General features: G+C 69.3%; 23 protein-coding genes. 6 read left to right on the top strand and 17 right to left on the bottom strand.

Translation table 11 applies throughout. From position 1 onward, the window contains the following. The first annotated feature begins 16 nt into the window (after positions 1-16). A complete protein-coding gene (locus tag ABT294_RS18090) occupies positions 17-1,888 on the top strand; it encodes a glycoside hydrolase family 5 protein (protein ID WP_350806937.1) in 1,872 nt (623 codons plus the stop codon). A 14-nt stretch (positions 1,889-1,902) separates the two neighbouring features. Further along, on the top strand, positions 1,903-3,933 hold the full coding sequence (locus tag ABT294_RS18085) for a phosphocholine-specific phospholipase C (RefSeq protein WP_350806935.1): 2,031 nt from the start codon (positions 1,903-1,905) through the stop codon (positions 3,931-3,933). Between the two features lie 421 nt (positions 3,934-4,354). On the opposite strand, the gene ABT294_RS18080 is transcribed toward ABT294_RS18085, so the two are convergent. Continuing rightward, a complete protein-coding gene (locus ABT294_RS18080; protein WP_350806934.1) occupies positions 4,355-5,005 on the bottom strand; it encodes an SRPBCC family protein in 651 nt (216 codons plus the stop codon). 386 nt (positions 5,006-5,391) lie between these two features. Here ABT294_RS18080 and ABT294_RS18075 point away from each other — a divergent pair, with 386 nt between their 5' ends. Then, positions 5,392-6,228: an MBL fold metallo-hydrolase gene (locus ABT294_RS18075; RefSeq protein WP_350806932.1), complete on the top strand. Its 837-nt coding sequence runs from the start codon at positions 5,392-5,394 to the stop codon at positions 6,226-6,228. A 134-nt stretch (positions 6,229-6,362) separates the two neighbouring features. Here ABT294_RS18075 and ABT294_RS18070 read toward each other — a convergent pair whose 3' ends face one another. The 5 genes from ABT294_RS18070 to ABT294_RS18050 all read right to left on the bottom strand — a co-directional run bounded on the left by ABT294_RS18070 (position 6,363) and on the right by ABT294_RS18050 (position 11,380). After that, the gene (locus ABT294_RS18070; RefSeq protein WP_350806930.1) at positions 6,363-7,004 is read right to left on the bottom strand and encodes a hypothetical protein; all 642 of its coding nucleotides are present in this window, start codon (positions 7,002-7,004) and stop codon (positions 6,363-6,365) included. 88 nt (positions 7,005-7,092) lie between these two features. After that, on the bottom strand, positions 7,093-8,367 hold the full coding sequence (locus tag ABT294_RS18065) for a chymotrypsin family serine protease (protein ID WP_350806928.1): 1,275 nt from the start codon (positions 8,365-8,367) through the stop codon (positions 7,093-7,095). A 777-nt stretch (positions 8,368-9,144) separates the two neighbouring features. Continuing rightward, positions 9,145-10,386: an RNA polymerase sigma factor gene (locus tag ABT294_RS18060; RefSeq protein ID WP_350806927.1), complete on the bottom strand. Its 1,242-nt coding sequence runs from the start codon at positions 10,384-10,386 to the stop codon at positions 9,145-9,147. Further along, entirely contained in the window at positions 10,383-10,706 is a 324-nt protein-coding gene (locus tag ABT294_RS18055; RefSeq protein WP_350806925.1) for a YciI family protein, read from the bottom strand. Before ABT294_RS18055 ends, ABT294_RS18060 begins: the two co-directional genes overlap by 4 nt. A 53-nt stretch (positions 10,707-10,759) precedes the next feature. Next, positions 10,760-11,380, bottom strand: a complete 621-nt coding sequence (locus ABT294_RS18050) for a dihydrofolate reductase family protein (protein ID WP_350806924.1) — start codon at positions 11,378-11,380, stop codon at positions 10,760-10,762. Between the two features lie 32 nt (positions 11,381-11,412). On the opposite strand from ABT294_RS18050, the gene ABT294_RS18045 reads away from it, so the two are divergent. Then, positions 11,413-11,973: a Tn3 family transposase gene (locus ABT294_RS18045; RefSeq protein WP_350806922.1), complete on the top strand. Its 561-nt coding sequence runs from the start codon at positions 11,413-11,415 to the stop codon at positions 11,971-11,973. A gap of 82 nt (positions 11,974-12,055) precedes the next feature. On the opposite strand, the gene ABT294_RS18040 is transcribed toward ABT294_RS18045, so the two are convergent. From ABT294_RS18040 to ABT294_RS18020, 5 genes are all read right to left on the bottom strand, one after another. Then, complete coding sequence (locus ABT294_RS18040; protein WP_350806921.1) at positions 12,056-13,165, bottom strand: acyl-CoA dehydrogenase family protein; 1,110 nt, start codon at positions 13,163-13,165, stop codon at positions 12,056-12,058. Positions 13,166-13,458: 293 nt separating this feature from the next. Beyond that, entirely contained in the window at positions 13,459-13,626 is a 168-nt protein-coding gene (locus tag ABT294_RS18035; protein WP_350806919.1) for a hypothetical protein, read from the bottom strand. Positions 13,627-13,821: 195 nt separating this feature from the next. Next, complete coding sequence (locus ABT294_RS18030; RefSeq protein WP_350806918.1) at positions 13,822-14,706, bottom strand: DMT family transporter; 885 nt, start codon at positions 14,704-14,706, stop codon at positions 13,822-13,824. Positions 14,707-14,806: 100 nt separating this feature from the next. Beyond that, positions 14,807-15,046 carry a hypothetical protein gene (locus ABT294_RS18025; RefSeq protein WP_350806917.1) on the bottom strand — a complete coding sequence of 80 codons (240 nt, stop codon included), beginning with the start codon at positions 15,044-15,046 and terminating at the stop codon, positions 14,807-14,809. A gap of 448 nt (positions 15,047-15,494) precedes the next feature. After that, entirely contained in the window at positions 15,495-15,701 is a 207-nt protein-coding gene (locus ABT294_RS18020) for a cold-shock protein (protein WP_350806916.1), read from the bottom strand. An 89-nt stretch (positions 15,702-15,790) separates the two neighbouring features. Here ABT294_RS18020 and ABT294_RS18015 point away from each other — a divergent pair, with 89 nt between their 5' ends. Then, on the top strand, positions 15,791-16,171 hold the full coding sequence (locus ABT294_RS18015) for a hypothetical protein (RefSeq protein ID WP_350806915.1): 381 nt from the start codon (positions 15,791-15,793) through the stop codon (positions 16,169-16,171). Here ABT294_RS18015 and ABT294_RS18010 read toward each other — a convergent pair. Continuing rightward, the gene (locus ABT294_RS18010; RefSeq protein WP_350806914.1) at positions 16,168-17,670 is read right to left on the bottom strand and encodes an MFS transporter; all 1,503 of its coding nucleotides are present in this window, start codon (positions 17,668-17,670) and stop codon (positions 16,168-16,170) included. The genes ABT294_RS18015 and ABT294_RS18010 overlap by 4 nt on opposite strands. Positions 17,671-17,876: 206 nt before the next feature. On the opposite strand from ABT294_RS18010, the gene ABT294_RS18005 reads away from it, so the two are divergent. Further along, positions 17,877-18,011, top strand: a complete 135-nt coding sequence (locus tag ABT294_RS18005) for a hypothetical protein (protein ID WP_350806913.1) — start codon at positions 17,877-17,879, stop codon at positions 18,009-18,011. Positions 18,012-18,228: 217 nt separating this feature from the next. Here ABT294_RS18005 and ABT294_RS18000 read toward each other — a convergent pair whose 3' ends face one another. From ABT294_RS18000 to ABT294_RS17980, 5 genes are all read right to left on the bottom strand, one after another. After that, entirely contained in the window at positions 18,229-19,344 is a 1,116-nt protein-coding gene (locus ABT294_RS18000) for a suppressor of fused domain protein (protein ID WP_350806912.1), read from the bottom strand. Positions 19,345-19,417: 73 nt separating this feature from the next. Then, the gene (locus ABT294_RS17995; RefSeq protein ID WP_350806911.1) at positions 19,418-19,834 is read right to left on the bottom strand and encodes a thioesterase family protein; all 417 of its coding nucleotides are present in this window, start codon (positions 19,832-19,834) and stop codon (positions 19,418-19,420) included. 135 nt (positions 19,835-19,969) lie between these two features. Continuing rightward, positions 19,970-20,731, bottom strand: a complete 762-nt coding sequence (locus ABT294_RS17990) for a FadR/GntR family transcriptional regulator (RefSeq protein ID WP_350806909.1) — start codon at positions 20,729-20,731, stop codon at positions 19,970-19,972. A gap of 352 nt (positions 20,732-21,083) precedes the next feature. Further along, positions 21,084-21,758, bottom strand: coding sequence for an ABC transporter ATP-binding protein (locus ABT294_RS17985; protein ID WP_350806908.1), 675 nt, complete (start codon positions 21,756-21,758; stop codon positions 21,084-21,086). Beyond that, on the bottom strand, positions 21,755-22,810 hold the full coding sequence (locus ABT294_RS17980) for an ABC transporter permease (protein ID WP_350806907.1): 1,056 nt from the start codon (positions 22,808-22,810) through the stop codon (positions 21,755-21,757). The genes ABT294_RS17985 and ABT294_RS17980 overlap by 4 nt, the downstream gene beginning before the upstream one ends. Between the last annotated feature and the right edge of the window lie 11 nt (positions 22,811-22,821).

Genomic DNA, 22,821 nt, shown 5'->3' with positions numbered 1-22,821 from the left:
CACCCGAGGTGTTCCTGTGAGAATCAGAGCACTGTTAGCCGTCCTCGCCACCGCTCTCAGCGGCCTGGCCGCGGTCCCTGCGCCCGCGTCCGCCGCCGAGCCGACCCCCCTCGCCGCGTCCTGGGAGGGACCGCTCAGCACCCGGGGCCGCTACATCGTGGACGCCACCGGAAGACGGTTCAAGCTGCAGTCCGGCAACTGGCACGGCGCCAGCGGCACCTGGACCGGCAGCGGCGACGACGAGGACCCCGCCAACAACTACGCGTCGGAGACCTCCCACCGGGTCCCGCTCGGCCTGGACCGCGTCCCGATGAGCAAGCTGATCGCGGACTTCCGCGCGCTCGGCGTCAACAGCGTCCGGCTGCCGTTCTCCAACGCGATGATCACCGACGCGCGGCCCGTCACCGACGCGGGCGTGGCGGCCAACCCGCAGCTGCGCGGCCTCACCCCGCTCCAGGTCTACGACAAGGTCGTCGAGGCGCTCACCACCGACGGGTTCGCCGTCATCCTCAACAACCACACGACCACCACCCGCTGGTGCTGCGGCGTCGACGGCAACGAACGGTGGAACAGCAGCCAGTCCACGCAGAAGTGGCTGGACGACTGGGTGTTCATGGCCAGGCGATACCGGGCCAACCACCGGGTCGTCGGCGCCGACCTGCGTAACGAGGTGCGCAGGGACACCTGGGACAACCCCAACTGGGGCATGGGAGACAGCCATGACTGGGCCGCCGCCGCCCAGCAGGCGGGCGACCGCATCCTCACCGAGGCCAACCCGGACCTGCTCATCATGATCGAGGGGATCAACTGGTCCGGCATCCCGGTCGACGGGTTCTGGCACGACAGGCCGCTGCTCAAACCGGTCGCGACCCTCTCGCAGACTCTCGTCCGCTCGCACAAACTGGTCTACGCCGCGCACTTCTACGGCTACACCGGCCCGCAGCACACCGGCGCCGACGGCCTCGGCGAGACCCACGACCCCCGCTACCGCGACCTGAGCCGCTCCGACCTGTTCGCGGTCATGCGCGACACCGCCACCTACGTGGCGACCACCCCGGACCGGCATTTCACCGCCCCCGTGTGGGTCAGCGAGTTCGGCGTCGGCAAGTCCGCCACCGACCAGGACAAGGCCTGGTTCGCCAACATGGTCGACTTCCTCATCGACAACGACGTGGACTTCGCGTACTGGCCGATGGTCGGCTTCCAGGACAACGACCAAGGCAACACCTGGGGCCTGGTCCGCTACGCCGCCAACGGCGGGCTGCGCAGCGTGCTCGACACCGACGACTGGCGCGGCCCGCACTGGCGTCGCCTGATCGCCGCGACCGGGCGCACCGGGCAGGTCGACCCTGTCCGCGCCTGGTCCATGCTGCAGGCCATCCACGGCGACGCGAACCAGTCCGCGCGGATGCGCGCCCAGGGCGACTGGGACTCCGGCGCGCACAAACTGTCCTGCCCCGACGACCAGCGCCTGGTCGGCATCAGCCAGAAGGGACAGGGCGGCCTGTGCACCGACGCCACGGTGGCGAACCTGTGGGCCTCCGGCCCGGCAACCGTGGTGACCACCGAGAACGTCACCACTGACTGGGCGACGGGGTTCACCAAGTACCAGTGCCCCACCGGCCAGTTCATGATCGGCTACAGCCTGCGCGGCGACAAGGTGTCGGCGGTCCTCTGCGCTCCCGGGCGGGTCCCGCTCGCCGGCGCCGGACGGACCCTCTGGGACGACCGGGGCGACAGCCGTCCCGCCTCTGGCGAGGGTGGCGACTACGCCTCCGGCTACTACAAGGCGCAGTGCGCGTCCGACGAGTACGCCGCCGGGATCGCGTTCTCCTACAGTGTCGGCCGCAACGGCACCCCTGACGCCCTCTACTGCCGGAAACTCTGAAAGGCCGCAGTCCCTTGTCCGCTCTTCCCCCCTCCCTGCGGGCGGTGCTGGCTCGGCCGGCACCGCCCGGCGGGCTCGGCTCCCTCCAGCACGTCGTGTTCTTCATGCAGGAGAACCGCTCCTTCGACCACTATTTCGGGACACTGCGTGGAGTGCGCGGGTTCGGCGACCGCAACGCCATCACGCTGCCGGACGGCCGGACGGTGTTCGACCAGTCCGGAGTGCTGCCCTACCCGGTGCGCGCCGGGGCCGGCGGCCGGGACCTGACCGAGGGTGACCTCCAGTACGTGGAGGGCGTCGACCACGAGTGGGACACGGGGCAGCGGACCCGGGGCGGCGGCTGGCACGACGGCTGGATCGCGGCCAAGGGGCCCGGCGCGATGGTCCACTTCGACCGCCGCGACCTGCCGTTCCAGTTCGAGCTGGCCGACGCCTTCACCCTGTGCGACGCCTACCACTGCTCCATGTTCGGGCCGACGAACCCCAACCGGCTCTACCACTGGTCCGGGACCGCGGGGGTCGAGCCGTCAGGGCGGCGCACCACCGGCAACGACGCCTGCGAGGAGGACACACACCCCGGTTACACCCACACGTCCTACCCGGAGAGGCTGACGGCGGCGGGCCGTACCTGGCGGGTCTACCAGGAGTGGGACAACTACCAGTGCAACTCGCTCGACTACTTCGTCTCCTTCAAGAAGGTCGCGCGCAGGGCGCTGGCGCACACACCCCACCGGAGCCTGCACTCCTTCTACGCCTCGCTCGCCAGGCTCCCCGTGGCCGGGCGGGAGGAGATGCTCGCGGCGTTGCTGAGGGGGGTGGCGGAGCTGTCCCCCGCCGACCTCGACGCCTACGAGCGAGGGCTGTCCAGGGTCGAGCCGGGACGGCTCGCCGCGTCGTTCCGCGCGGACGTGGCCGGGGGACGGCTTCCACAGGTCTCCTACATCGTCGCGCCGGAGGCGTACTCCGAGCATCCGGACCCGTCCAGCCCGGCCCACAGCGCCGACCTCGTCTACGACATCCTGGACGCGCTCGCCTCACACCCCTCGGTGTGGGAGCGGACCGCGCTCTTCCTCACCTTCGACGAGAACGACGGCTTCTACGACCATGTGCCGCCGCCGCTGCCGCCGGAGGGCACCGAGGATGAGTTCATCGACGGGCTGCCGATCGGGCTCGGCTACCGGGTGCCGATGACGATCGTGTCGCCGTGGACGGCCGGCGGGCACGTCTGCTCGGAGGTGTTCGACCACACGTCCACGATCCGTTTCGTGGAACGCTGGCTCGGCGTCGCGGAGCCCAACATCACCCCGTGGCGCCGCCGCGTCGCCGGCGACCTCACCTCGGCCTTCGACTTCACCCCGCCCGCGCCCACCACGGGGGCGAATGCCGGGGCGGTCGGACCCGACCGCCCGCAGGCCGGTGCAGGGGTAGTCGTGCCACCGTTCCGGGTGCGCTGGCCTGCCACACCGCCCGCAGCGGGACGGCTCGCCACACAGGAGCCCGGCACCCGGCCGGCCCGGCCGCTGCCGTACCGGCCGGAGGCGTCCGCCGTCCTGGCAGGAGACGGGCTGATCCTCACCATGACCGATGTCGGGGAGCGGGGCAGCCATTTCGCCCTCTACCCATACGCCGGGGAGTTCGAATTCCCGCGTCAGTACGACGTGCTCGGCACGCAGACCCTCACCGTCCCCGTCAAGAGCGGCGCCTACCGGCTGGTTCTCACCGGCCCGAACGGGTTCCGGCGCGAATTCGCCGGGTCGGACGCGGGCGCGGCCGCCGCAGTGGCGGTGTCCTCCCGCGGTGACGGGCACCGGCTCACGGTGACGATCGCCAACCCGGGCCCTGCCTGGTTGTCGTTCACGCTCGAAGCGCTTGAGTACGGCGCCGGCCGGCAGAACGCGGCGGTCGCGCCCGGAGGACGGACAGTCCTCTGCTGGGACGCCACGTCAGGCTGGTACGACCTGCGGCTGACCGTGGCCGAGGACCCGTCCTTTCACCGCCGCATCATGGGCCACCTCGAGGACGGCCGGATCAGTGTTTCCGGCTAGGCACCACGCTGCCGATCCTGGGCGCCGAACAGGATCGTCGATGGCCGTGAAGCTCTCGTCTGCCGCCTTGAGGTCGCCCCGCCCGGCAGCACGCGGCGATCGGCGCCTACGAGCGTCGGCGCAACGCCCGCGTTTCGACGCGACGGTTGTCCACGATGCGAGTCGTTCCTCCACCTCGTCCGAGTCCCTGTCTCTGTCATGAGGGTCGCGACCACCGTTAGCCGGCACGCTCTTCCCTTCACATCGACGGCGCGCTCGTCGAGATGGGCTGTTGCTGCATTACCTCCCCCTCCGTCCCGTTGGAGGTCGGTGCTCTTCTTGGTGTATCGCCGCATCGGACAGTCCTGGGGCAGGTCTGGGCCCAGGCCGGGATAGACGTGTCCGGAGCTGAGCCGATGGGTCTAGGTCAGTTGTTGTCCGGTCAGTCGCGGGGGTTGGCTTCGGCGGCGGTTTTGAGGTCGCTGAGCCAGGTTTCGAGTCCCATGTCCGAGTTGGGGTCGGCCTGGGGGCCGGTGTGGCTTTCTTCGGTGCGGACGAGGACGCCGCCGGGGACTTTGATGAAGTTCCAGACGTGGGTGCCGTCGATATGGAATCCGGCGCCGTCGGCGGGTCCGGTCCAGCGGATGCACTTGCCGTACTGGAGTTGCTGGACGGTGGAGGTGATGACCACCGTGCCGGGCGGGGCTGGGGGGTTGGGGGGTAGGTGGATGGTCGCCTGGAACTGTGAGAGCTTGCGCAGCGGGCCGGGGTCCAGACGCTTCACGGTCATGGGAGCGACGGGTTTCTGCCAGGAGGGCCAGCCTTCCACGTCGGTCTGCAGGCGCCAGATCGTGCGCAGCGGTGCTTGGATGAAGATCTCGGCCCGGTAGCGGGCCTTGGCGGCCGGGTCGACACCTCTGCCTTGGCAGGTCAGCGAGGCCGGGCCGGTGCCGTGATCGGGGGTGGCGGCCTGGGCGGGCGCGGCGGTGATGCCGAGGACGCCGGCGACAGCCAGCGGGACCGTGAGCGCGGCAGCACGCGCGCTGGTCCGGCGACGAGGGGTTCGCGAGGTGGTCGAGCGAGTACCGAACATGATCCTTCTCCTCTGTTCACCGACCGATCCAGTCGGTCTAGTTACAACCAATTGCTATTGCTAGAGGCTATAACTAGACATAGTGAGTGTCAATAGGAAAAGTGAGAGGCTATAACTGCGTGGGCCGCGCCTGCCGAAAGCCGCATCCATGCAGCTCAAGCGGCATGTGGAGACTCGTGGAGGAGTTCGCAGAGTCGATCTCGTCGCGTATGTTCAGGTCGCGGAGGACGATCAGGCTCCAGCGATCGCCGAACACCTCGATGGCGGCGTTGATCGGGCACCCCGACCGCGGCTCATACGCTTCGCCCATACTGCTTGCAATCTGCCACCGCCCGGTACTACCGTCTCGACAAGCGGTTGCAAACCACAAGCGGAAGGAGCCGCCCGTGCTGAAGCAGGTCGCGGAGGGCGTGCTGATCCACGAGAGCGAGTTCTGCCAGAGCAACGCCGTTGTCGTGCAAGGCCGCGCCGGCGTGCTGCTCATCGACCCCGGGGTGCAGGACCACGAAATGGCCTGCCTCGCGAACGACCTTCGCGAATTGAGCCAGCCCGTTGTGGCAGGCTTCTCGACGCATCCGCACTGGGATCACCTGCTCTGGCACGCCCAGCTCGGCGCGGCCCCTCGCTACGGCACGGCCCGCTGCGCGGCCACTGTCCGGGATCAGCTGTCCGACCCGGGTGCGAAGGCCCGCATCACCGCCCACCTGCTCGAGACGGGCATCGCCGAGCAGGTACCGCTGGACCTGCTCGGCCTCATCACCGCCCTGCCCGCCGAGACGGCGCAGATTCCCTGGGATGGCCCTCAAGTCCGGATCATCGAGCATCAAGCGCATGCACCGGGCCATGCGGCGCTGTTCATCGAAGAACGCGGGGTTCTCGTCGCCGGCGACATGCTCTCTGATGTCTTGACTCCGATGCTCGACTTGAACGGCACCGCTGACCCGATCGAGGACTACCTCGCAGCGCTGCGGCTGCTCGAGGGCGTGGCGGGCGACGTCGATGTCCTCGTCCCCGGCCACGGGGCCATCGGCGGAGCTGATCAGGTACACGCACGGATCGACCAGGATCGGGCGTACGTGCACGCCTTGCGTGACGCCCACGCTCCCAGCGACCCGCGGATCGGCCCATCGGCTAAGCCTGGCTGGGAGTGGGTAAGCGATGTGCACAACGGGCAAGCCCAGCGCCTCGCCCGGCGAAGCGAGCGCGACGGGACGCCCGGCTAGCTCGCGGGAGTACCGGCCCGGCGATTCCGCGGCTTCGTCGAGGGACAGCGACCGGTCCAGCCACGCGCCCCCGCCGGCGGCGGGACGTGCCGCTGCGGGAGAAATCGCCCCGTTCCCCGACGTCCGGGTTCCCATCAGCCAGGGGTGAGCAGCGTCGGGTTCGACTCGATGATGTCCAGGGGCGCGGCGCCGTACCGTTGCGGGAGATTCGTGCGGGCGCGGGCGAGCTCGCGCGTGCCGACCTCGACGGCAGTGCCGTCCGGGCGGACGGCGACCGAGGTGATCGTGACACCCTGCGTGCTCCAGTACTCGATGTCGGCCTGCACGCGGTCGGCGAGCTTGCGCAAGTCCATGGCGGAGTGCGGGGCGTCGCGCGGTTCCACCCGCACGTGGCCGCCGGCGAGCGCGGGCAGGGCGGCGTCCAGTTCGGCGGACCGGCGCCGGTAGACGATGATCGTGGACCGGGGCTGGTCGACGACGATTCCCGCGTAGTGGTCGGGGAAGTTCGTGCGCAGGTACTCGTCGATCCGGGTCGCCGACCTGTCGAGCTCCGCCTGGCCTGGGGACTTCCCGGAGTTCGGCGAGGCCGGGGGGCCGGTGGCCGGGGTCGGCTCCGTACCGCCTGCGCCGCCGACCGTCCCGCAGCCTGCCAGGACGGCCACGACCAGACAGCACACGACGCCCGCGGTGAGGACGGCGGGCGCCGGGCGCCGGCGGCGGGGCGGGTTTGCGGTGACGGTGGCGGGCCTGGGGTGGCGGCGAGCAGGCGGGGCCATGACGTACCTCCGGCGTGGGCGGTTACATCGCACATGTGCCCAGCGGGCCGGTGCCCGTCGCACCGGCCCGCCGGGGGTTCACTATGGCTCAGCCCAGGACGATGGACACGCCGAACGAGGAAACCGCGTTGCTCCACGGGGCGTAGTACATGCGCCAGGCGCAGGTCCGGCCGCTGGTGACGTAGCCGGTGCACGGCACCGAGGTGCTCGTGTCGATGGCGGTGTTGGTGCCGGCCGCGTACACCTGCGCCGTGTTGCTGGCGTTGATGACCTCGACCGGGCCGCCACTGTCGCCCTGGCCGACGGCGATCGCGTGGGCGGACTGCTCGGCGCGGACGGTGTTGAAGATCAGGTAGCCGACGTTGATGGTGACGCCGGTCTGCTGCACCTGGATGCTGCACGAGGTGCCCGTGTAGGCGCCGGACGTGCACACCCACAGGCCGACGTAGCTGCTGGAGGTGCCGATGACCGGGTTGCTGAACTCGTTGCTGACGTTGCCGATCTGGTTGTTGTAGACGCGGCCCGCCGAGCGGCCGTTGATGAGCAGGACGTCGTTGGGGTCGCTGTCCTCCGTGATCGTGCCGATGACCTCACCGGTGGGGTCGGTGGCGGTGTTGCCGATCGCGCCGCAGTGGCCGGCCGAGAGCATCTTGGTGACGCCGCCGTGCCACACCGCGAAACCGGTCGAGCAGCCGCCGCCGGTGGTGGCGTTGCGCCAGGCGGCCCCGCCATACCACGGCGGGGAGTCGTTCCACCGGGTGGCCAGCGCGGGAGTGACGCCGGTCTCGACGTTGACCGGCACGGTCACGTCCTTGACCGCCTTGCGGGTCGCCACGGCGTTCGCGCCGGTGATGGTCAGGCCGGAGCCGTCGGCGTTGGGCGCGACCGAGGTGATGCCGCTGTCGAGCATCTTGCGGCTGACCTTGGCCGCCTCGTTGGCCAGCTCACGCGCCGAGTGCCGGGCCCCGATGACGCTGATCGGGACGTCGCCGCGGAGTTTCCCGATGAGGGTGTCGATGGACTTGGGCGTGCGGCCCTTCCAGTACACCCGTAATTCGTGGTTCTCCGGCGCGGCGACGATGCCGGCGTAGCCGTTGACGCCGTTCTCCTGGGCCGCCGCGGAGATGCGGTCGGCCGCGCTGACCAGGCGCTGCTGCTCGGTCAGCAGGTCCTTCCAGGTGGCGAAGCCGCCGGGCACCGCGCCGACCGGCTCGATGGCCTGTGTGCGCGGGTCCTTGTCCTGGTTCTGCGCGGCGATCGCCTGGGTGCCGGACAGCGCCGTGGCGAGCACGGCGACGCCGAACGCCACCGCGAGGCGCCTGCTGCGGCGGCTGGTGGTGAGGGCGGCTGGGCTTACTCTCACGGATTCCTCCTGCCGTGGTGGGTGCAAGGAATCCGATGTTTCATGAACCGAAATTTGACGTCAATTCTTGACAAGACCGACGGGATGAATTAGCCGGGATTGAGCATTCTGTATTTCTCCGATTCCGACGTCCTGTTATTGGTTGCGGTCAAAAGCGGATGCGTCGCCGACCTGGGTCTCCGTATTTTCCGAGGGCCGAATTTCAGGTAAGTGGCGATGTCATGAATAGGACATCGGGACGATCGCTTACATGCGACGGCCGGTGGATTTCCCGATACCCTGGGCAGGCGGGGGCTTCAGGGCTGAAGAAGTTCTCACTGAGGTTTTCTCAGCAGGCGAACCCGGTTGAAGTGGTGCCGGGTACGACACGCTTGCGACCGACGGGCTGGACGCAATCGACCGGGCGGACACCGTGGTCGTCCCGGGCATGGTGCCGCGCGCACTCCCGCGGAACGCGGCTGGTCAGCGTCTGCCCGCGCTGGCGCACGCCGCTCTGCTGGACGGACGACAGGCGACCACCCACTGGGCGCTGGCGGACGAGCTCGGGGTTGAGGAACCCAGGAACAGCCGTCGGCGCTGAGAATGATCTTGCACAAAGTGTGACGTCCGGTAGCCGACGCGGGTCCCGTTCACGCGCTCCTCCGGATACCCCCCCATCACCGGAACAGCTATACGGAACACCTCGACCTGGAAGTCTGTTCGGGCCGGGCGGTGTTCCGGTGAGGGTCGCCTTACGGAACACCACCGGACCTCCCGTGCGAGATGCGTCCGTGGGCGCTACCGCAGTTGGTCGCGGCGGCGGGTCAGGTAGGCGGTCTCGGCGGTGTTGCCCGTCAGGTCGATGGCCTTGTCGTAGGCCACGCGCGACTCATGACCGCGGCCCAACCGGCGCAGCAGATCGGCGCGGGTCGCGTGGTAGGCGTGATAGCCGGCCAACCTGTCCTCAAGACGGTTGACGGCCGCCAGTGCCACCTCCGGGCCGTCGAGCTCGGCGACCGCGATGGCCCGGTTGAGGGCGATGATCGGCGAGGGGTCGAGGCGGACGAGCTGGTCGTAGAGGGCGAGGACCTGCGACCAGTCGGTGTCGCGCATGTCGCGGGCGGAGGTGTGCACGGCGTTGATCGCCGCGAGAATCTGGTAGCGACCCGGAGCCACCCCGGCGGCGGCAGCGGCGAGGCGCTCGCGCACCAGCCGGTGACCCTCGGCGATCAGCGTCGCGTCCCAGGCCCCACGGTCCTGCTCGTCGAGAGCGACCAGTTCGCCGCCGGCCGAGACCCGGGCGGGGCGGCGGGCCTCGATGAGGAGCATCAGCGCCAGCAGCCCGGCCACCTCACCGTCGTCCGGCAGGAGGGCACGGATCAGGCGAGTGAGCCGGATCGCCTCGGCGGTCAGCTCGTGCCGTAGGGGATCGGTGTCGGCGCTGGTGGCCAGGTAGCCCTCGTTGAAGACGAGGTAGAGGACGGCGAGGACGCCGGAGACGCGTGCCGGGAGATCCTCGGCGGACGGCACCCGATAGGGGATGCGCGCCGCCTTGATCTTGGCCTTCGCGCGGGTGATCCGCTGCCCCATGGCGCTCTCGGCCACCAGGAAGGCGCGGGCGATCTCGGGCATGGTCAGGCCGGCGACCATGCGCAGCGTCAGCGCCACGCGGGTCTCCATCGCCAGTGCCGGGTGACAGCAGGTGAAGATCAGCCGGAGCCGTTCGTCGTCGATGGCGCCGAGAGGCTCGGACGGGTCGTCGTCGTAGGACATCTGAGCCTTCCTGTGCTTGTCGTCACGCTTGTTCTCGCGCCGGATCCGGTCGATGGCCTGGCGGTTGGCGGTGGTGGTCAGCCAGGCGCCAGGGTTGGGGGGCACGCCGTCGGTCGGCCACCGCTGGACGGCGGTCGCGAACGCCTCCGCAGCCGCCTCCTCGGCGATGTCGAGGTCACCGAAGCGCCTGGTCAGGGAGGCGACCACCCGGGCCCATTCCTCATGGTGCGCCTGGGTGATCGCCTCACGGACGTCGATCCTTTTCACAGGAACGGCCGCACCTCGACTCTCCGATTGCAGGCCTTCGACCCCTCGGCGGCGAGCTTGAGCGCCACGTCGAGGTCGGCTGCCTCGATGATCCAGAAGCCGGCGAGGTACTCCTTGGACTCCAGGAACGGCCCGTCGGTGACTATCGCCTCCCCACCCCGGTTGTCGATGACGGTGGCCATGTCGGGCGAGGCGAGGCCGCCGGCGAAGACCCAGTGCCCCTCGACCTGGAGCCGGTCATTGAACACGTCGATCGCAGCGTCCTCGTCCGGGGTGGCGAGGCCGGCCTGGTCGTGGATCACGGAAATCAGGTACTGCATCTGAGGATCATCTCCTGTGGTGTCGAGACAGTGTGGTGCGCCGGTCAGGGACTTCAAGCCGTTGCATATTGCGGGCGCCCGGCCGGCCGGTAGACCTGGATCGTCACGCCCTTCGAGTCGACGCGCGACTCGACCAGGTCGAGCGCAAGATCCGGGCCGGTCTCCGGGAACAACCGCGCGCCCTGGCCGAGAATCACCGGGACCACGATCAGAGTCATCTCGTCGACCAGATCGTTCTCCAGCAGCCACCGGGTCAGGGTGCCGCTGCCGTGCACCTGCAGCTCACCCCCCGGCTTGGCCTTCAGGTCCGCGATGGCGGTCGCAAGGTCGTCGGGCAGGACGGTGGTGCCCGACCACGCCGGATCGGCGAGTGTGGTCGATGCCACGTACTTGGGCCGTGTGTTCAACGCCCGCATGACGGGCTCCCAGCCAGGGACATCCTGGACCGTCCAGGACCCCCACGAGCCGGCGAACAGCTCGTAGGTCCGCCGGCCGAGCAGGAACGCGTCGGCGCGCTGGTAGGTCTGGTTGATAAACGCGTGGGTCTCGTTGTCGCCCTTGCCCAGGGCCCATCCCCCGCGCTCGAACCCGTTCCTGCGGTCCTCATCCGACGCGGCGCCGTTTCCCTGCATCACTCCATCGATGGTGACCTGAGTCATGGTCGTCAGCTTCATGATCGCGGTTCCTCTGCCTTGGCGCCGCCCCCTTGCGGGCGGCCTCACCCCTGCTACGAACACCACCGCCCCGATCCGACACCGCCTCCCGGATTTCTTTGAAGAATTTTCCGGGACGCCGGTCGTCAGCGATCCGACAGCACGACAGTTTCGCGGAGACCGCGCTCCACTTCCTCGAGCGCGCCCAGTGCGGACAAGCTCTTGGACCAGATCGATCGCGGAGCTCCTTCAGCTCCATCGTCGTCGGGGCCCGCTTCCCAGATACTGCGCCGCCAGCCGACGATGTTCCGTGCGAGCGGATCGCGGCCGGATCAACGTCGAGCTGCTCAGCCAGGCGCACCACCGGCCACGGCACCCGGTACATCGACGCCGCCGTCGCCCAGCTCCGGGCCGAGGGCCACGAGATCCGGGAGGAGGACATCGCCCGGCTCTCCCCGCTCAAGCACCGCAACCTGAACCTGCTCGGCCGCTACAGCTTCACCGCCTCGGCCCCGCCCGCTGCGCGACCCGGACGCGCCGGAACTGGACGAGGACGACGGCGGGCAGGAGTGAGCGTCAGCGCCTCGCCTGATCGACGTGGCGCGGCCGGGTGAGGGGGGTGCTCACGGCCCTGGCGCATGCCGACGACCCGCAGCCGGTGAGCGCGCGGCCGAAGGCGCTGTCGGGCGACTGGGATCAGGCGATGGTGAGCGGCCCGTCGACCAGGTACGCCGCCAGCGGACCGGTCATCTGGGACCGTACCGGCGGATGCAGGGTCAGCTCGTTGGCGCAGGTGGCGAGGTAGCCGACCTCGTCGGAGGCCGTGGAGTCGAGGTCGGCGAGCAGTTCGACCGCGCGCGGGACTACCCGGGAGAGGGCGTCCTGCACGTAGTACCGGACGCACAGCGAGTCGGCGAGCGTCGACTCGTCAGGGCCGCCGTCGTCGATCCGGCGGGCGACGCCCTCCGCGGCCGACATCGCGCCCTCGGCCTCCACCAGCAGCCCGACCCGCTCGGACTCGGGCACTCGGTTGTCGAGCAGCACCCGCTCGACCAGTGCGCTGGCGGCCCCGAGGTAGCTGCCCGTCATCAGCAGCTGGAACCAGGCGAAGCCCGCGGTCAGCAGTACGTCCAGCTGCCCATCGAGGGCCGAGGTCCGCACCAGCAGCTCCGGCGCCACCAGTACGTCGTCGAGGGTGACCTGCTCGCTCTCCGCCCCCGCCCCGCCGACGCTCAACCCCTCGCTTTCCGCGGGCACCAGCGCCACCGCCAGCTCCTCGCCCTGGCCGTCCGAGCGGGAGACCATGACACTGGTGATGAGCAGGTCCATCGACCGGGCCAGACTGTATGGGCGCGTGACCCCGTTGATCAGCGGCCCGTCGGGCCCCTCCGTGGCGGTCATCGAGGGGGAGAGGATTCCGGCGTCGGGGCGCTCTTCGGCGAAGCCGGACGCCATGAGTTGGTTGCCGGCAGCCACCCCCTCGACAAGCATCGACCCCAGGTCACCCTCGGTGGTGGCCAGACCGATCAAGGTGGCCATCGAGAAGTGGTGCATGGTGGTGGCCACGGCCAGCGACGGTGTCCTGCTGCCCAGTGCGCGCTGCACCCGCAGGGCGTCCAGGGCCGTGGCTCCCAGCCCCTGCTGGTCGCTCGGCGCCAGCAGCCCGGGGCCGCCGCTGTCGCGGAAGAGCTGGATGCCGGGGCTATCCGGGCCCTCCAGCTTCATGAGGGGTAACGCCCGCAGGCTCTCGTCCAGCCCCGGCAGCAGCTTCGCCACAGTGGCGCGTTCCCGCTCCAGAAATCGCATGTTCCCCCACTTCCCCTGGGACGACCACCCGGTCGGTGGCCCAGGCCGGCTCACAGCGTCCGGGGTGGCGCGCGGCAGCTGCCACTCCGCCCCAGGGCCGGGCCGACCCTGGAAGCCAATGTACTTCGGCAGCACCGCGTGCGGACGGCCCTTGATCCACACGCGCAGCGACACGTCGGCGGACGCGGTCGGCCTCGCGCCATCCGCCTCGGAGGCGGAGGTGCCCGGTCGGGGTCGGCCGTCCTTCTTCGCACCGCACTCGGTCCGTGCCGGTGACCGGCGACACGACTCCGTCACCGTCGCCGGGCGAAGCCGGGATCCAGGACCCGGTCACTTTCGAGGAGGAGGCCGGCGCCTCCAGCCGCCTCCACCCGCCCCAGCGGCCGAAGTTCGGCGAGCTGCTTGGACCTCACCGCCCGCCACCCGCGCACCGGAGAACTGCTGTCCATGGTGAAGTTCATGGTGCAGACCCTCGCGGTCGCCGGCGAACTCCAGCGCGAACTGACCTGCGACGGGCTACGGGCCGCCGAGGCCAAGGGCGGCAAGGGCGGCCGCCGCCCGGCAATCAAGGTGGCGGAGCCCGTACCAGCCGCGCGAGGTGAACACCTCATGGTCCAGCGCCCTGGACACTGGCTGACAGTTTCCGGGAAGAAGTGTCACCGACGTTGCGAGTCCGGTTGTTGAGGGCCCTGCTCGGATTTGGCCAGAAACGGCGATCGGCCCAGGATGACGATCCCCACCACGAGCGCGACCAGGCCCACGACCTCGCCTACCAGAGCCTGGGGATCCACGCGCAGGTGCTCCCTGAAGATCGCGACTCCCAGCACGATACCGATGATCGGCTCTGTCGCGGTGGCGGTCGGCAGCGAGATCCGCAGCGGGGCGGCGTCGAACGCGCTCTGGTTCAGCCAGATGCCGGTCACCGCGATCACCGGAAGCGTGTACAGATACCACGAGCCGAACAGAGCACGCGGCCCATGCTCGAGTGTGAGCAGGGAGCCACGCGTCAGGGCGTCCTGCAGCCCGTACAGCGCGCCGGCGGCCGCGGCCAGCAACATCGCCTTCGTCTTCAGGCCGGTCCGAAGCGCCAGCACGACCAGCCCGCCCGCCAGCGCCAGCACGCCCGCCGCCGCCATCCAGGCCACGGCGGCGGGTCCTGACAGGTCGCCACCGTGCGGCTGCCCGGACGCCAGGAAGACCGCCACCCCGCCACTGACCAGTACCGCTCCGAGCCACTCGGCGGGGCCCAGGAACTCCTGGTAGCGGACGGCCGCCAGCACGAGAGCGAAGACGAGGTTCGTCGCCAGGAGCGGCGTGACCTGCGCGACATTGGCCTCCTGCAGCGCCAGCGAGCCGAGGATCTGGCCACCCACCATCGCGCCGATGCCGAAGAGCCACACAGGCTTGCGAACCAGATGCAGCAACAGGCTCACGTGCAGCACCTCGCCGAGCGGTTCGGCGTAGGCCGCATGCTGTTGGGCCACGAATCCGAGCCCGAGCAGGGCGGCCGCCATGAGGACGAGCACCTCAGTGGCGATCATGACGTCCCTCGGCTCCACCGGCGCGGGATGCCGTCAATCATGATCTATCAACTCCTCTCACGAGGTTCGCCTGCCCAAGACCCGGCCGCCCGAAGGTGCTTTACGGCTCCAGCTCCAGGCACAGCCCGACCTGGTCGCCACCGGCCCTGGCCTGCGCGGGCGCCAGGACGCTGCCGCCATCGGTGGTCACCGGCACGGAGCCGGAAGCCAGCAGCGCGTAGGCCTGGGCGAGCTCGACGAGCGCACCAGATGCTTTCCCGGGCTGCTTGTGGACAGCAGTACGGCTCTCCTGGGCGATGGCCACAAGAAGGGCCTCACGTGCCTCAATCGCCGCGGGCACTCTCACGAGGGTTGGGCCCTGACTGGGGTCGGCGGTGGGCGTGACGTCTTGGATCTCCATGGCTTCCCTTGGTCGATGTGACGCGATTCCCCACCCACGCTACGGGGTGTGACGTCACGAGCGGAGTTGGGCACGTTCTTCTTCCGGCATGGGATCGGCGGCGGGTGGGTGGCCGGGTGACCGTTGCCGACTTCGTGTCGCCGGCTCTCTTGCCGTCCAGGAAGGTGTCCAGGTCGGGGACGTTTCGCTGCGGCGGCAGTGACCGCGCCTGCTGGGCGATCGAGATCGCCGAGGTCGCGGCGGCAGCGGGGCCGCCGCCGGCCGGCACGACGGCGGCCGCGGCGAGTACGGCAGATATCCGCATGCTCTTGCAGATCATTCGTCGGGAAACCCGAAGGCGTGCCGTTACTCGCCGGTATCAGCACCGTACATGCCCGCGCGGCCTGGGTTACGACGAGAACTGGATGTTCGACGCTCGCTTACCCTTCGGGCCCTCCACAACCTCGAACATCACCCTTTGCCCTGGTTTGAGGGTCTTGAAGCCCTGCGCGTTGATGGCGGAAAAATGAGCGAAGAGGTCCGGTCCCCCGTCCTCCGGGGCGATCCAACCGAACCCCTTCGCGTCGTCGAACGACTTCACAATCCCGAGTGCCATGTACGCTCCCAGCTCACAGTTGCTTTCGTGGTTCCACACCGGTCCTCCCCTGGACGGTGTGTACATATGCGCGTGCGGAGCGTGGCGGCGTGGTCGGCCGCGTTCGTCCGGTCCTTGAGGGCGACGACTCAGATCCCAAGCTGTTCGCCGCGGCGGCCCGCGATCTGCCGGTCACTCCGCAGGAGAAACCGCCGAGCACCGGTGACGACTGGCCCAGTGCCATTTCCATGCCACCCTCAGACACCGATCCGGAAGCGGAAGGTGTTGCCCCTAGACCGTTGGTCGGCGGGCGGTTCAGGGTCCAACCGATCAGATCATCGCTGATCGGGTGGAACGTGGATGCCGTGGGCTTGGAGCCGAGAAACGATCAGGCCTCGAAGCTCACGTTCCTGCGCGGCCACGTGCCGGAGCCGGGAACGCCGGGTGTCCAGTGGACGAATCTGATCCCCACCGGCCCGACCGGTCGCTAGCGGGGCCTTCCACGACCTGTTTCTGTCATGCGTTCGGAGGCGGCGGCTGTGGCGACGTCACGGGGATAGGTACGCCTGCCGTGCAGGAGAATGGCCGCGTTCGCCACCAACGGCACCAGCATGATCAGGAAGGTGTACTGCAGCCCCTGCGCGCTCCGCGTCCCGCCTGAGCCGAGCACATCGGCCAGGAGGCCGAACGTCACGGGGGCGACGGCCTCCGCGCCCATGCGAAGGAACGTCCGGACACTCTCCGCGCGTCCCCAGAGCCGGAAGTGGACGACGTCGAGGCGGGCGGCGTCCAGCGGGGGGTTGGCCGCCGAGAGCGAGCCGGCCGAGACGAAGAGGAACGGCAGCGCGATCGCCACCGACGTGGTGAGCAGGGCCGGGGCGCAGAAGACCGCGGCGGTGAGGTACGCCACGGCGGGCACCACCATGCGGGCGCTGACACGTCCGCGACGGGCGAACCAGTCGGCGACCCGTCCGCCACTGAGCACTCCCAAGAGGGCGCCGAGCCCGACGAGCGGGGCCAGGCCCGTCAGCGCCGCCTGGCTGAGGCCGTACTGCTGGTCGACGAAGACGACGGTGAAGGTCCGCAGACCGGCGAAGAAGAAGTATCCCACCGCCGAGGAGATGATCAGGACGACATTCGTGGGGATGCGCAGCACATACCGCGCCGCCTGCCACATCGACATCCGCATCGGGTCGCGGCGGAGCACCAGGGCCGGGTCGGGCTCGACGCCGCGATCCCGCACCGCGGAACGCGCCGCGTCGTCCTGACCCGGCGCGACGCTCTGTTCCGAGGTCGGGTCGGCCACTTCAGCGGGCAGCCTGCTTTGGCCGCCACGTTTGGGCTCGGGCAGCTTTCGCACGATGACGACCAGGAAGACGACCCCGAGCAGCGCGAGGAACCAGAACGCGGAACGCCATGACAGAAGATGCGCGAGGTTGCCGCACACCAGCAAGCCGAATCCGGCGCCGAGCATCTCGCCGCTCAGGATGAAGCCGTAGATCCGGCCCCGTTCGGCAGTCGGGAAGAAGTCGCCGACGAGCGAGGCGACCGTCGGCCCGGACGCGGCCGTCACGGCACCGAGTGCCACCCGGGAGAGCAGGAGCCATTGGATCGACTCGGCCATGCCGCCGACCAGCATGGCCAGGCTCCACAGGGCGATGCTCACCGCCAGGATCCGCACCCGCCGAGTCCGGTCGGTCAGGACGCCGACAGGCAGGACGGCCAGGGCACCGGCCCCGGAGGACACGGCGGACAGGGACCCGAGTTGGGTGTTCGTGATGCCCAGGCTCCGCTTGACCTCCATCCCCACCGCCCCGACGGTCGCCTGATCGGCGGCCACAAGCGCAAGAACGCCCGCAAGCAGGACAATGACCCGGAACCGCGCAGGCCCTCCCACCATGGCCATCATCCGCTGTGTGGCCCAGTCGACCACGGCGCGCACCGGCCCGTGGCTCTCGCCGTGCCGCTTGCCCCCCGGATTCGCGGACATCGACCTCATCTCCCACTGCCTCTATGCCCGAGAAAGGAGGGCACAGAGACATAAGGTCAAGCCGGTTGGCTCGTGACATCGGATCTCCCGACGCGAGCGCGGCCAGCCCCGCGTCTGATGCGGCTCGACCGTCCGGGCCATGGCCGGATCTGGCTGGTCCCCTTGCCCGGGGACGCGACCGCCGTGGCCCTGGCGCGACGCACCACATGGTGGGCAGGGACGCCATCGTCCGCTTCCCGCGCATATTCGTCGCGGATGTGACGGTGGACTTCCGGGGGTTCTACGCCGACGGCGACGTGGTCGTGGTCCTGGCCAACGGCAACGACGGCGGGACGGGCTGATCCATCGGGTGCGCGAACACTTGGACACCGCCAACGGGCATCGCGTGGCGTTCGAGGACGTGTGACGCGAGCGAATCGCCTATCAGCCTGTTCTGAGTGGCTCGGATCCGGGCGTCATGACCGACTCAATCACCAGAAGGCGTTAGTTCCAGCACGCTTCCTGCTGCTCCGCCAGACAATCCTGGTCGCGTAAAAGCCGATCGTAGGTGGGGCGTCCTCAGCGGGTGATGTCGGTGATCGGGACCCCGTGCTCTCCGGTGAGACGAGCCAGGACCGCGTCGTTGCCGATGGCCTTGGCCTCGGCGAGTTCCTCGCGAGTGACCCCGACGGCCGTGATGAACTCGACCCGGCCGTCGGGGGCGTCGATCGCCCCGAGTTGCGGGTCGGTGATGAAGGCCAGGGCGTTGAGCCGGCTGCCCTGCGGGCCGAGGCAGCCGGCGACGCCCATCCGGTGCCCGTCGGCGAACGGGTATCCCTCGCCGTAGACGTACTCGCCCAGGTCGCACAGCGTCTGGAGGGCCCAGCCGGGCGGCATCTCGTCGTCGTCCTCGCGAGGGACTCGCATCGTCAGCTCGAAGCCGAGGCCGCTGGTTCCGGTGTCGAGGACGCCGTCCAGGTCGCTGAAGCCGTGGGTGACGAGCAGCCAGTAGCCGGCCGCGCGGTGGGCGCTCAGCTCCTGGACGCCCTTGCCGATCGGGGTCCCGGTCGACCACCGCAGCGGCCGCCCGTCGGGCAGGTGGGCCTCCAGAGCCGCGACGATCGCCATCCGGCTGCCCTCGCGGACCTCCGGGACGCCCGTCTCAAGGAACGCCTCGAACACCCCGTCCCACAGGGTGCCGGGTGCGAGGGCCCGCTCGTCCCGGGCCTTCAGCTGGGCGATGAGCTTCTCGGTGTACGGACGCGCCTCCTCGGCGGAGGACCCGGCCATCTCCGTCCGGCGCAGCTCGATCCGGTAGAGGAACTCCACGAACGCGTCGAGCGTCGTGTTGATCGTCTCGATGTCGCCGTTGGGCACGCCGTCTTCGAGGCCGAGGGTGAAGACGTTGCCGCTCTCCAGCTCCACGGCGTAGCGGATCTGGTCGTCGGTGCACGCCTTGCCGAGGATCAGGAAGCGCGCCGGCCTGTCCTGCGTCTCGGCGCCGAACATCGTGAAGGCGTCGTACGGGCCGTCCACCTTCATGGTGAAGAAGATGTCGGCGGTGACCGGGACCCCGACAGAGCAGAGCACCTCGACGTCGTCCGAACGGACGCCGTGGGACTCGACATCGGCCCGGTCAAGCGTCATGACGCCGTCCGCGCCGAAGACCTGGACGAGTTCGGCATGGGTAGCCACGGGAGGCCTTTCAGAAGGAGAACCTGGGGACCTTCAAGATCATAAACCGGCCCACAGCTAACGTTCGCCGGTCCTAGTCGGTGGTTCGGGTGCGGAGCCGGGCGTGGAAGCGTTCGGTGTCGATGACGGCGCGGCGGTGGACGCCTTCGCAGACCGTGGCGGCGTCGTCATGGGCACGGACGGTGAAGGTGAGCTGTCTGCCTTCGACGGCACCGAGTTCGGCGTGGACGGTGAGAGTGCTGCCCGGGGGCGTCGGAGCCTGGTGGCTGAGGTCGACGTGCACGCCCAGGGTTTGCTCGCCGTCGTCCAGGTGCCCGTCGAGGGCTCGCATGCAGGTCCATTCCACGATGGCGACCAGGTATCCGGTGGCCAGGACCGCGGGCAGGGCGGCGAAGTACTCGGATTCGGGCAGCAGGTGCGGCACGGTGCGTTCCGCCGGGACCACGTAGTCCAGCCGGGAGGCCAGCCCCGGACGAAGTGAGACGCGCATGATGTTCCTTTCCGCTCACGGTGGGCCGGCGCGCCAGTCAGTCTCCCACGACGACGACGCCGGCCTTTCCATCATCAGCATGGCGCTGCGCACCGGGGACGACAGGCATCCATCCCCTCGTCTCCAGAGAAATGTTCAAGCGTCGTCACCGGGGAAGAGGCGGTGGCGGATCTCCTGCTGAAACTGCCGCATCGTCATGTCGATGTGCTCGGCCATGAGCGCGACGGCCTGCTCCTCATCACCGGACGCGATGGCCTGAGCGATCGCCAGATGCTGCTCGGCGGCCACGACCAGCGATCCGCCCGCCACTCCCGCCAGCCCGATGATGCTGACCTGCCGCTGGAGCCGTTGCACCGAGCCGACGGTCGCCGACAGGAACATGTTGGACGCGGCGGCCCCGACCTGCCCATGGAACAGCTCGTCGGCCTGGGTGAAGCCCTCGATGTCGTTGCGTGCCGCGGCCTCCGCCGAGAGTTGTGCCGCTTCGCGCAGCGCCTTCACCTGTGCGGGGACGGCCCGCTGCGCGGCGAGGCGAGATGTGGCCGCCTCGATGTGACGCCGGAACTCGAACATCTGATCAACCTGTCCGAGATCCGCCGGAAGGAACTGCGCGAACGACTCCCGCCAGAGGGCCCCTTCGGGCTCGGCCACGTAGATGCCCCTGCCCTTCTGCACGCTCAGCCTCTTGAGCGCGGAGAGGATCTTCACCGCCTCCCTCACGACCGTTCTGCTCATCTGTATCGCGTCTGCCAGATCTTTCTCCGTTGGCAGGCGAGCTCCCGGCTGGAGCTCTTCCCGGACGATGTACTCGAGGATGCGCTCCGCGGCGATCTCGTATCCGGGCCGATAGCCGCCCTCTGAACTTGGCTGCTGAGGGAGCGATGATGGTGGGTTCAATCCCCTACCCGATCTCTGGTCGGATCCGCTGACGGGCCCATCTTAGCCGAAGATATTTCAGATCTATTTAACTAATTCCATCGCAGCGAATCACATCTAAAGGGTTGACGCGATGGGATTCTTGCCCCAGTCCAAGGAGCGCGCGACACCTTTCGCCCTCGGCCTATATTCGGCGAACAGGCTGGTCAACGGCTGTCTGGCTCCATGGCCGCCCGTTTCTGTCGTCCACGCCGACCTCCAAGCTCAACGGTGAAGTATCAGATCAATTCTGAGGCCTAACCCTGGATAGATCCGCGATGGAGATCATCGGCGCCGCCGCCTGCGATGCGGGAGATTCTGGTGATCCTCGGCCTTACGATCGCGGCCTGAGCCTGCCGTCGGTCATGGTCAGCACGGAGTCGACCAGGGACAGGGTGTCGAGGTCGTGCGTGACCATGACGGTCGCGAGGTTGTCCCGGCGGGTGAGCTCGGCCAGCAGGGAGACGATCTCGGCACCGCGTTGGTGGTCGAGGGCGCTCGTGGGCTCGTCGACGACCAGCACCTCGGGCGCGTTCATCAGGGCGCGGGCGATGTTGACCCGCTGCCGCTCGCCGCCGGACAGCTGGTGCGGCCGCTTGTGCTCCTTGCCCGTGAGCCCCACCGCGGCCAGTAGCTCGGCCGCCCGCGCCTTCACCTTCCTGGCCGGGCGACCCGTCAGGTCCGCCATGAGCAGGAGCTGGTCCAGCGCGGTGCACGAGGCCAGCAGGTTGGCGTGTTGGAACACGATCCCGATGTGGTCTCGCCGCAAGCGGGCTCTGGCGGCCGAACTGGCTTCGCACACGTCCAGACCGGCGACCGAGACGGTTCCCGAGTCAGGACGGATCAGCGTCGCGGCCACGGCGAGCAAACTGGACTTGCCGGAGCCGGACGGTCCGACGACCGCGGTGAACTCGCCGGGCGCGACCGCGAGGTCGACGTGGTCGAGCGCGGTCAGCGTGCGGTCACCGTCGGGGTAGGTCAGGACGACGTCGGCGAGCTTGAGGGTCATCGCGATGCTCCGAGGGCGGTCAGCGGGTCAACTGAGGTGATCTTTCGGATGGCCAGGGCCGCCCCCACGGCGCCGAGCAGGATCATCACCACGACCGGAACCAGCGTGGTGGTGGCGGACAGGACGAAGGGCACGGTGTCTTGCGCCAGGAAGCCGAGGCCGGTGCCCAGTGCGCCGCCGATGCCCGCGCCGAGCAGGAGCACGAGCAGGGCTTGGGCCAGGGCGTCGCGCAGCACGTAGCCGGTACTGGCGCCCAACGCCTTGAGCACCGCGACCTCACCACGTCGCTGGATGGTCCACACCGTGAAGAAGGCTCCGATCACCAGCGCGGAGATGGCGAACAGGAACCCGCGCATGAGCTGTAGCGACCCGTTCTCGGACGTGAACGAGCCGATCGCGGACGGCGCGTCGTCCAGGGGCACGGCGGTCGTGCCAAGGCGGCGGTCGGCGGCCGGCAGGTCGGGCTCGCCGTGGGTGCGCAGGGCCAGGGCCGTGGCTTCGCCGTCCGCACCGCTGCGGCGTGCCAGGCTGGTCCAGTCGTCGATGCCGATCCACGCCACCGGTGCGTGGCTGTAGGCGGCCTCACCGCTGACGCCGTCGACCACGAAGTCGTGTCCGAGGATCGTCACGGTGCTTCCCCGCTCGGCGGCCAGGGCGGAGGACAGGACGACCGTCCCCGGTTTCACCTGCTGGATACCGGCGTCCACGCCGAAGACGGCGACGGCCGTGCCGTCGTCTCCGCGGGTGAGACGGCCCATGGATATCCCGAGCCGCGCGGCGGTGACGCCGGGCACGCTCCGCCACCCTTCCCACGTCTTCCGGTCGATCCTGCTGTCGGAGAACGACGGTTTGCCGGTCCCGGAGAAGATGATGTGGTCGGCGGGGAGCTGCTCTATCGCGGAGACGTTCTCCCTGGCCAGCCCGGCCGTCAGCCCGGACAGCATGGTCACGAGCAAGGTGATGAGGAAGACGACCGCCCCCATGAGGGCGAACCGTCCTTTGGCGAATCGCAGATCTCTGAGCGCCACGAACACGGCGCGTCCCCCTGTCACGGGTCAACGAA

This window comes from Nonomuraea sp. NPDC000554, from assembly GCF_040300065.1.
Classification (GTDB): domain Bacteria; phylum Actinomycetota; class Actinomycetes; order Streptosporangiales; family Streptosporangiaceae; genus Nonomuraea.
This window is presented reverse-complemented; position numbering and strand designations above follow the sequence as displayed.

Bases quoted from the DNA above. Each gene is read 5' to 3' on its own strand.
- ABT294_RS18020 (WP_350806916.1), bottom strand. From the start codon at position 15,701: ATGGCACTCGGGATTGTGAAGTCGTTCGACGACGCGAAGGGGTTCGGT.
- ABT294_RS18030 (WP_350806918.1), bottom strand. From the start codon at position 14,706: ATGATCGCCACTGAGGTGCTCGTCCTCATGGCGGCCGCCCTGCTCGGG.
- ABT294_RS18070 (WP_350806930.1), bottom strand. From the start codon at position 7,004: ATGGCCCCGCCTGCTCGCCGCCACCCCAGGCCCGCCACCGTCACCGCA.
- ABT294_RS18010 (WP_350806914.1), bottom strand. From the start codon at position 17,670: ATGTCCGCGAATCCGGGGGGCAAGCGGCACGGCGAGAGCCACGGGCCG.
- ABT294_RS18055 (WP_350806925.1), bottom strand. From the start codon at position 10,706: ATGCAGTACCTGATTTCCGTGATCCACGACCAGGCCGGCCTCGCCACC.
- ABT294_RS18050 (WP_350806924.1), bottom strand. From the start codon at position 11,380: ATGAAGCTGACGACCATGACTCAGGTCACCATCGATGGAGTGATGCAG.
- ABT294_RS17995 (WP_350806911.1), bottom strand. From the start codon at position 19,834: ATGCGCGTCTCACTTCGTCCGGGGCTGGCCTCCCGGCTGGACTACGTG.
- ABT294_RS18035 (WP_350806919.1), bottom strand. From the start codon at position 13,626: ATGAACTTCACCATGGACAGCAGTTCTCCGGTGCGCGGGTGGCGGGCG.
- ABT294_RS18080 (WP_350806934.1), bottom strand. From the start codon at position 5,005: ATGTTCGGTACTCGCTCGACCACCTCGCGAACCCCTCGTCGCCGGACC.
- ABT294_RS18005 (WP_350806913.1), top strand. From the start codon at position 17,877: ATGGTGGGCAGGGACGCCATCGTCCGCTTCCCGCGCATATTCGTCGCG.
- ABT294_RS18040 (WP_350806921.1), bottom strand. From the start codon at position 13,165: ATGCGATTTCTGGAGCGGGAACGCGCCACTGTGGCGAAGCTGCTGCCG.
- ABT294_RS17985 (WP_350806908.1), bottom strand. From the start codon at position 21,758: ATGACCCTCAAGCTCGCCGACGTCGTCCTGACCTACCCCGACGGTGAC.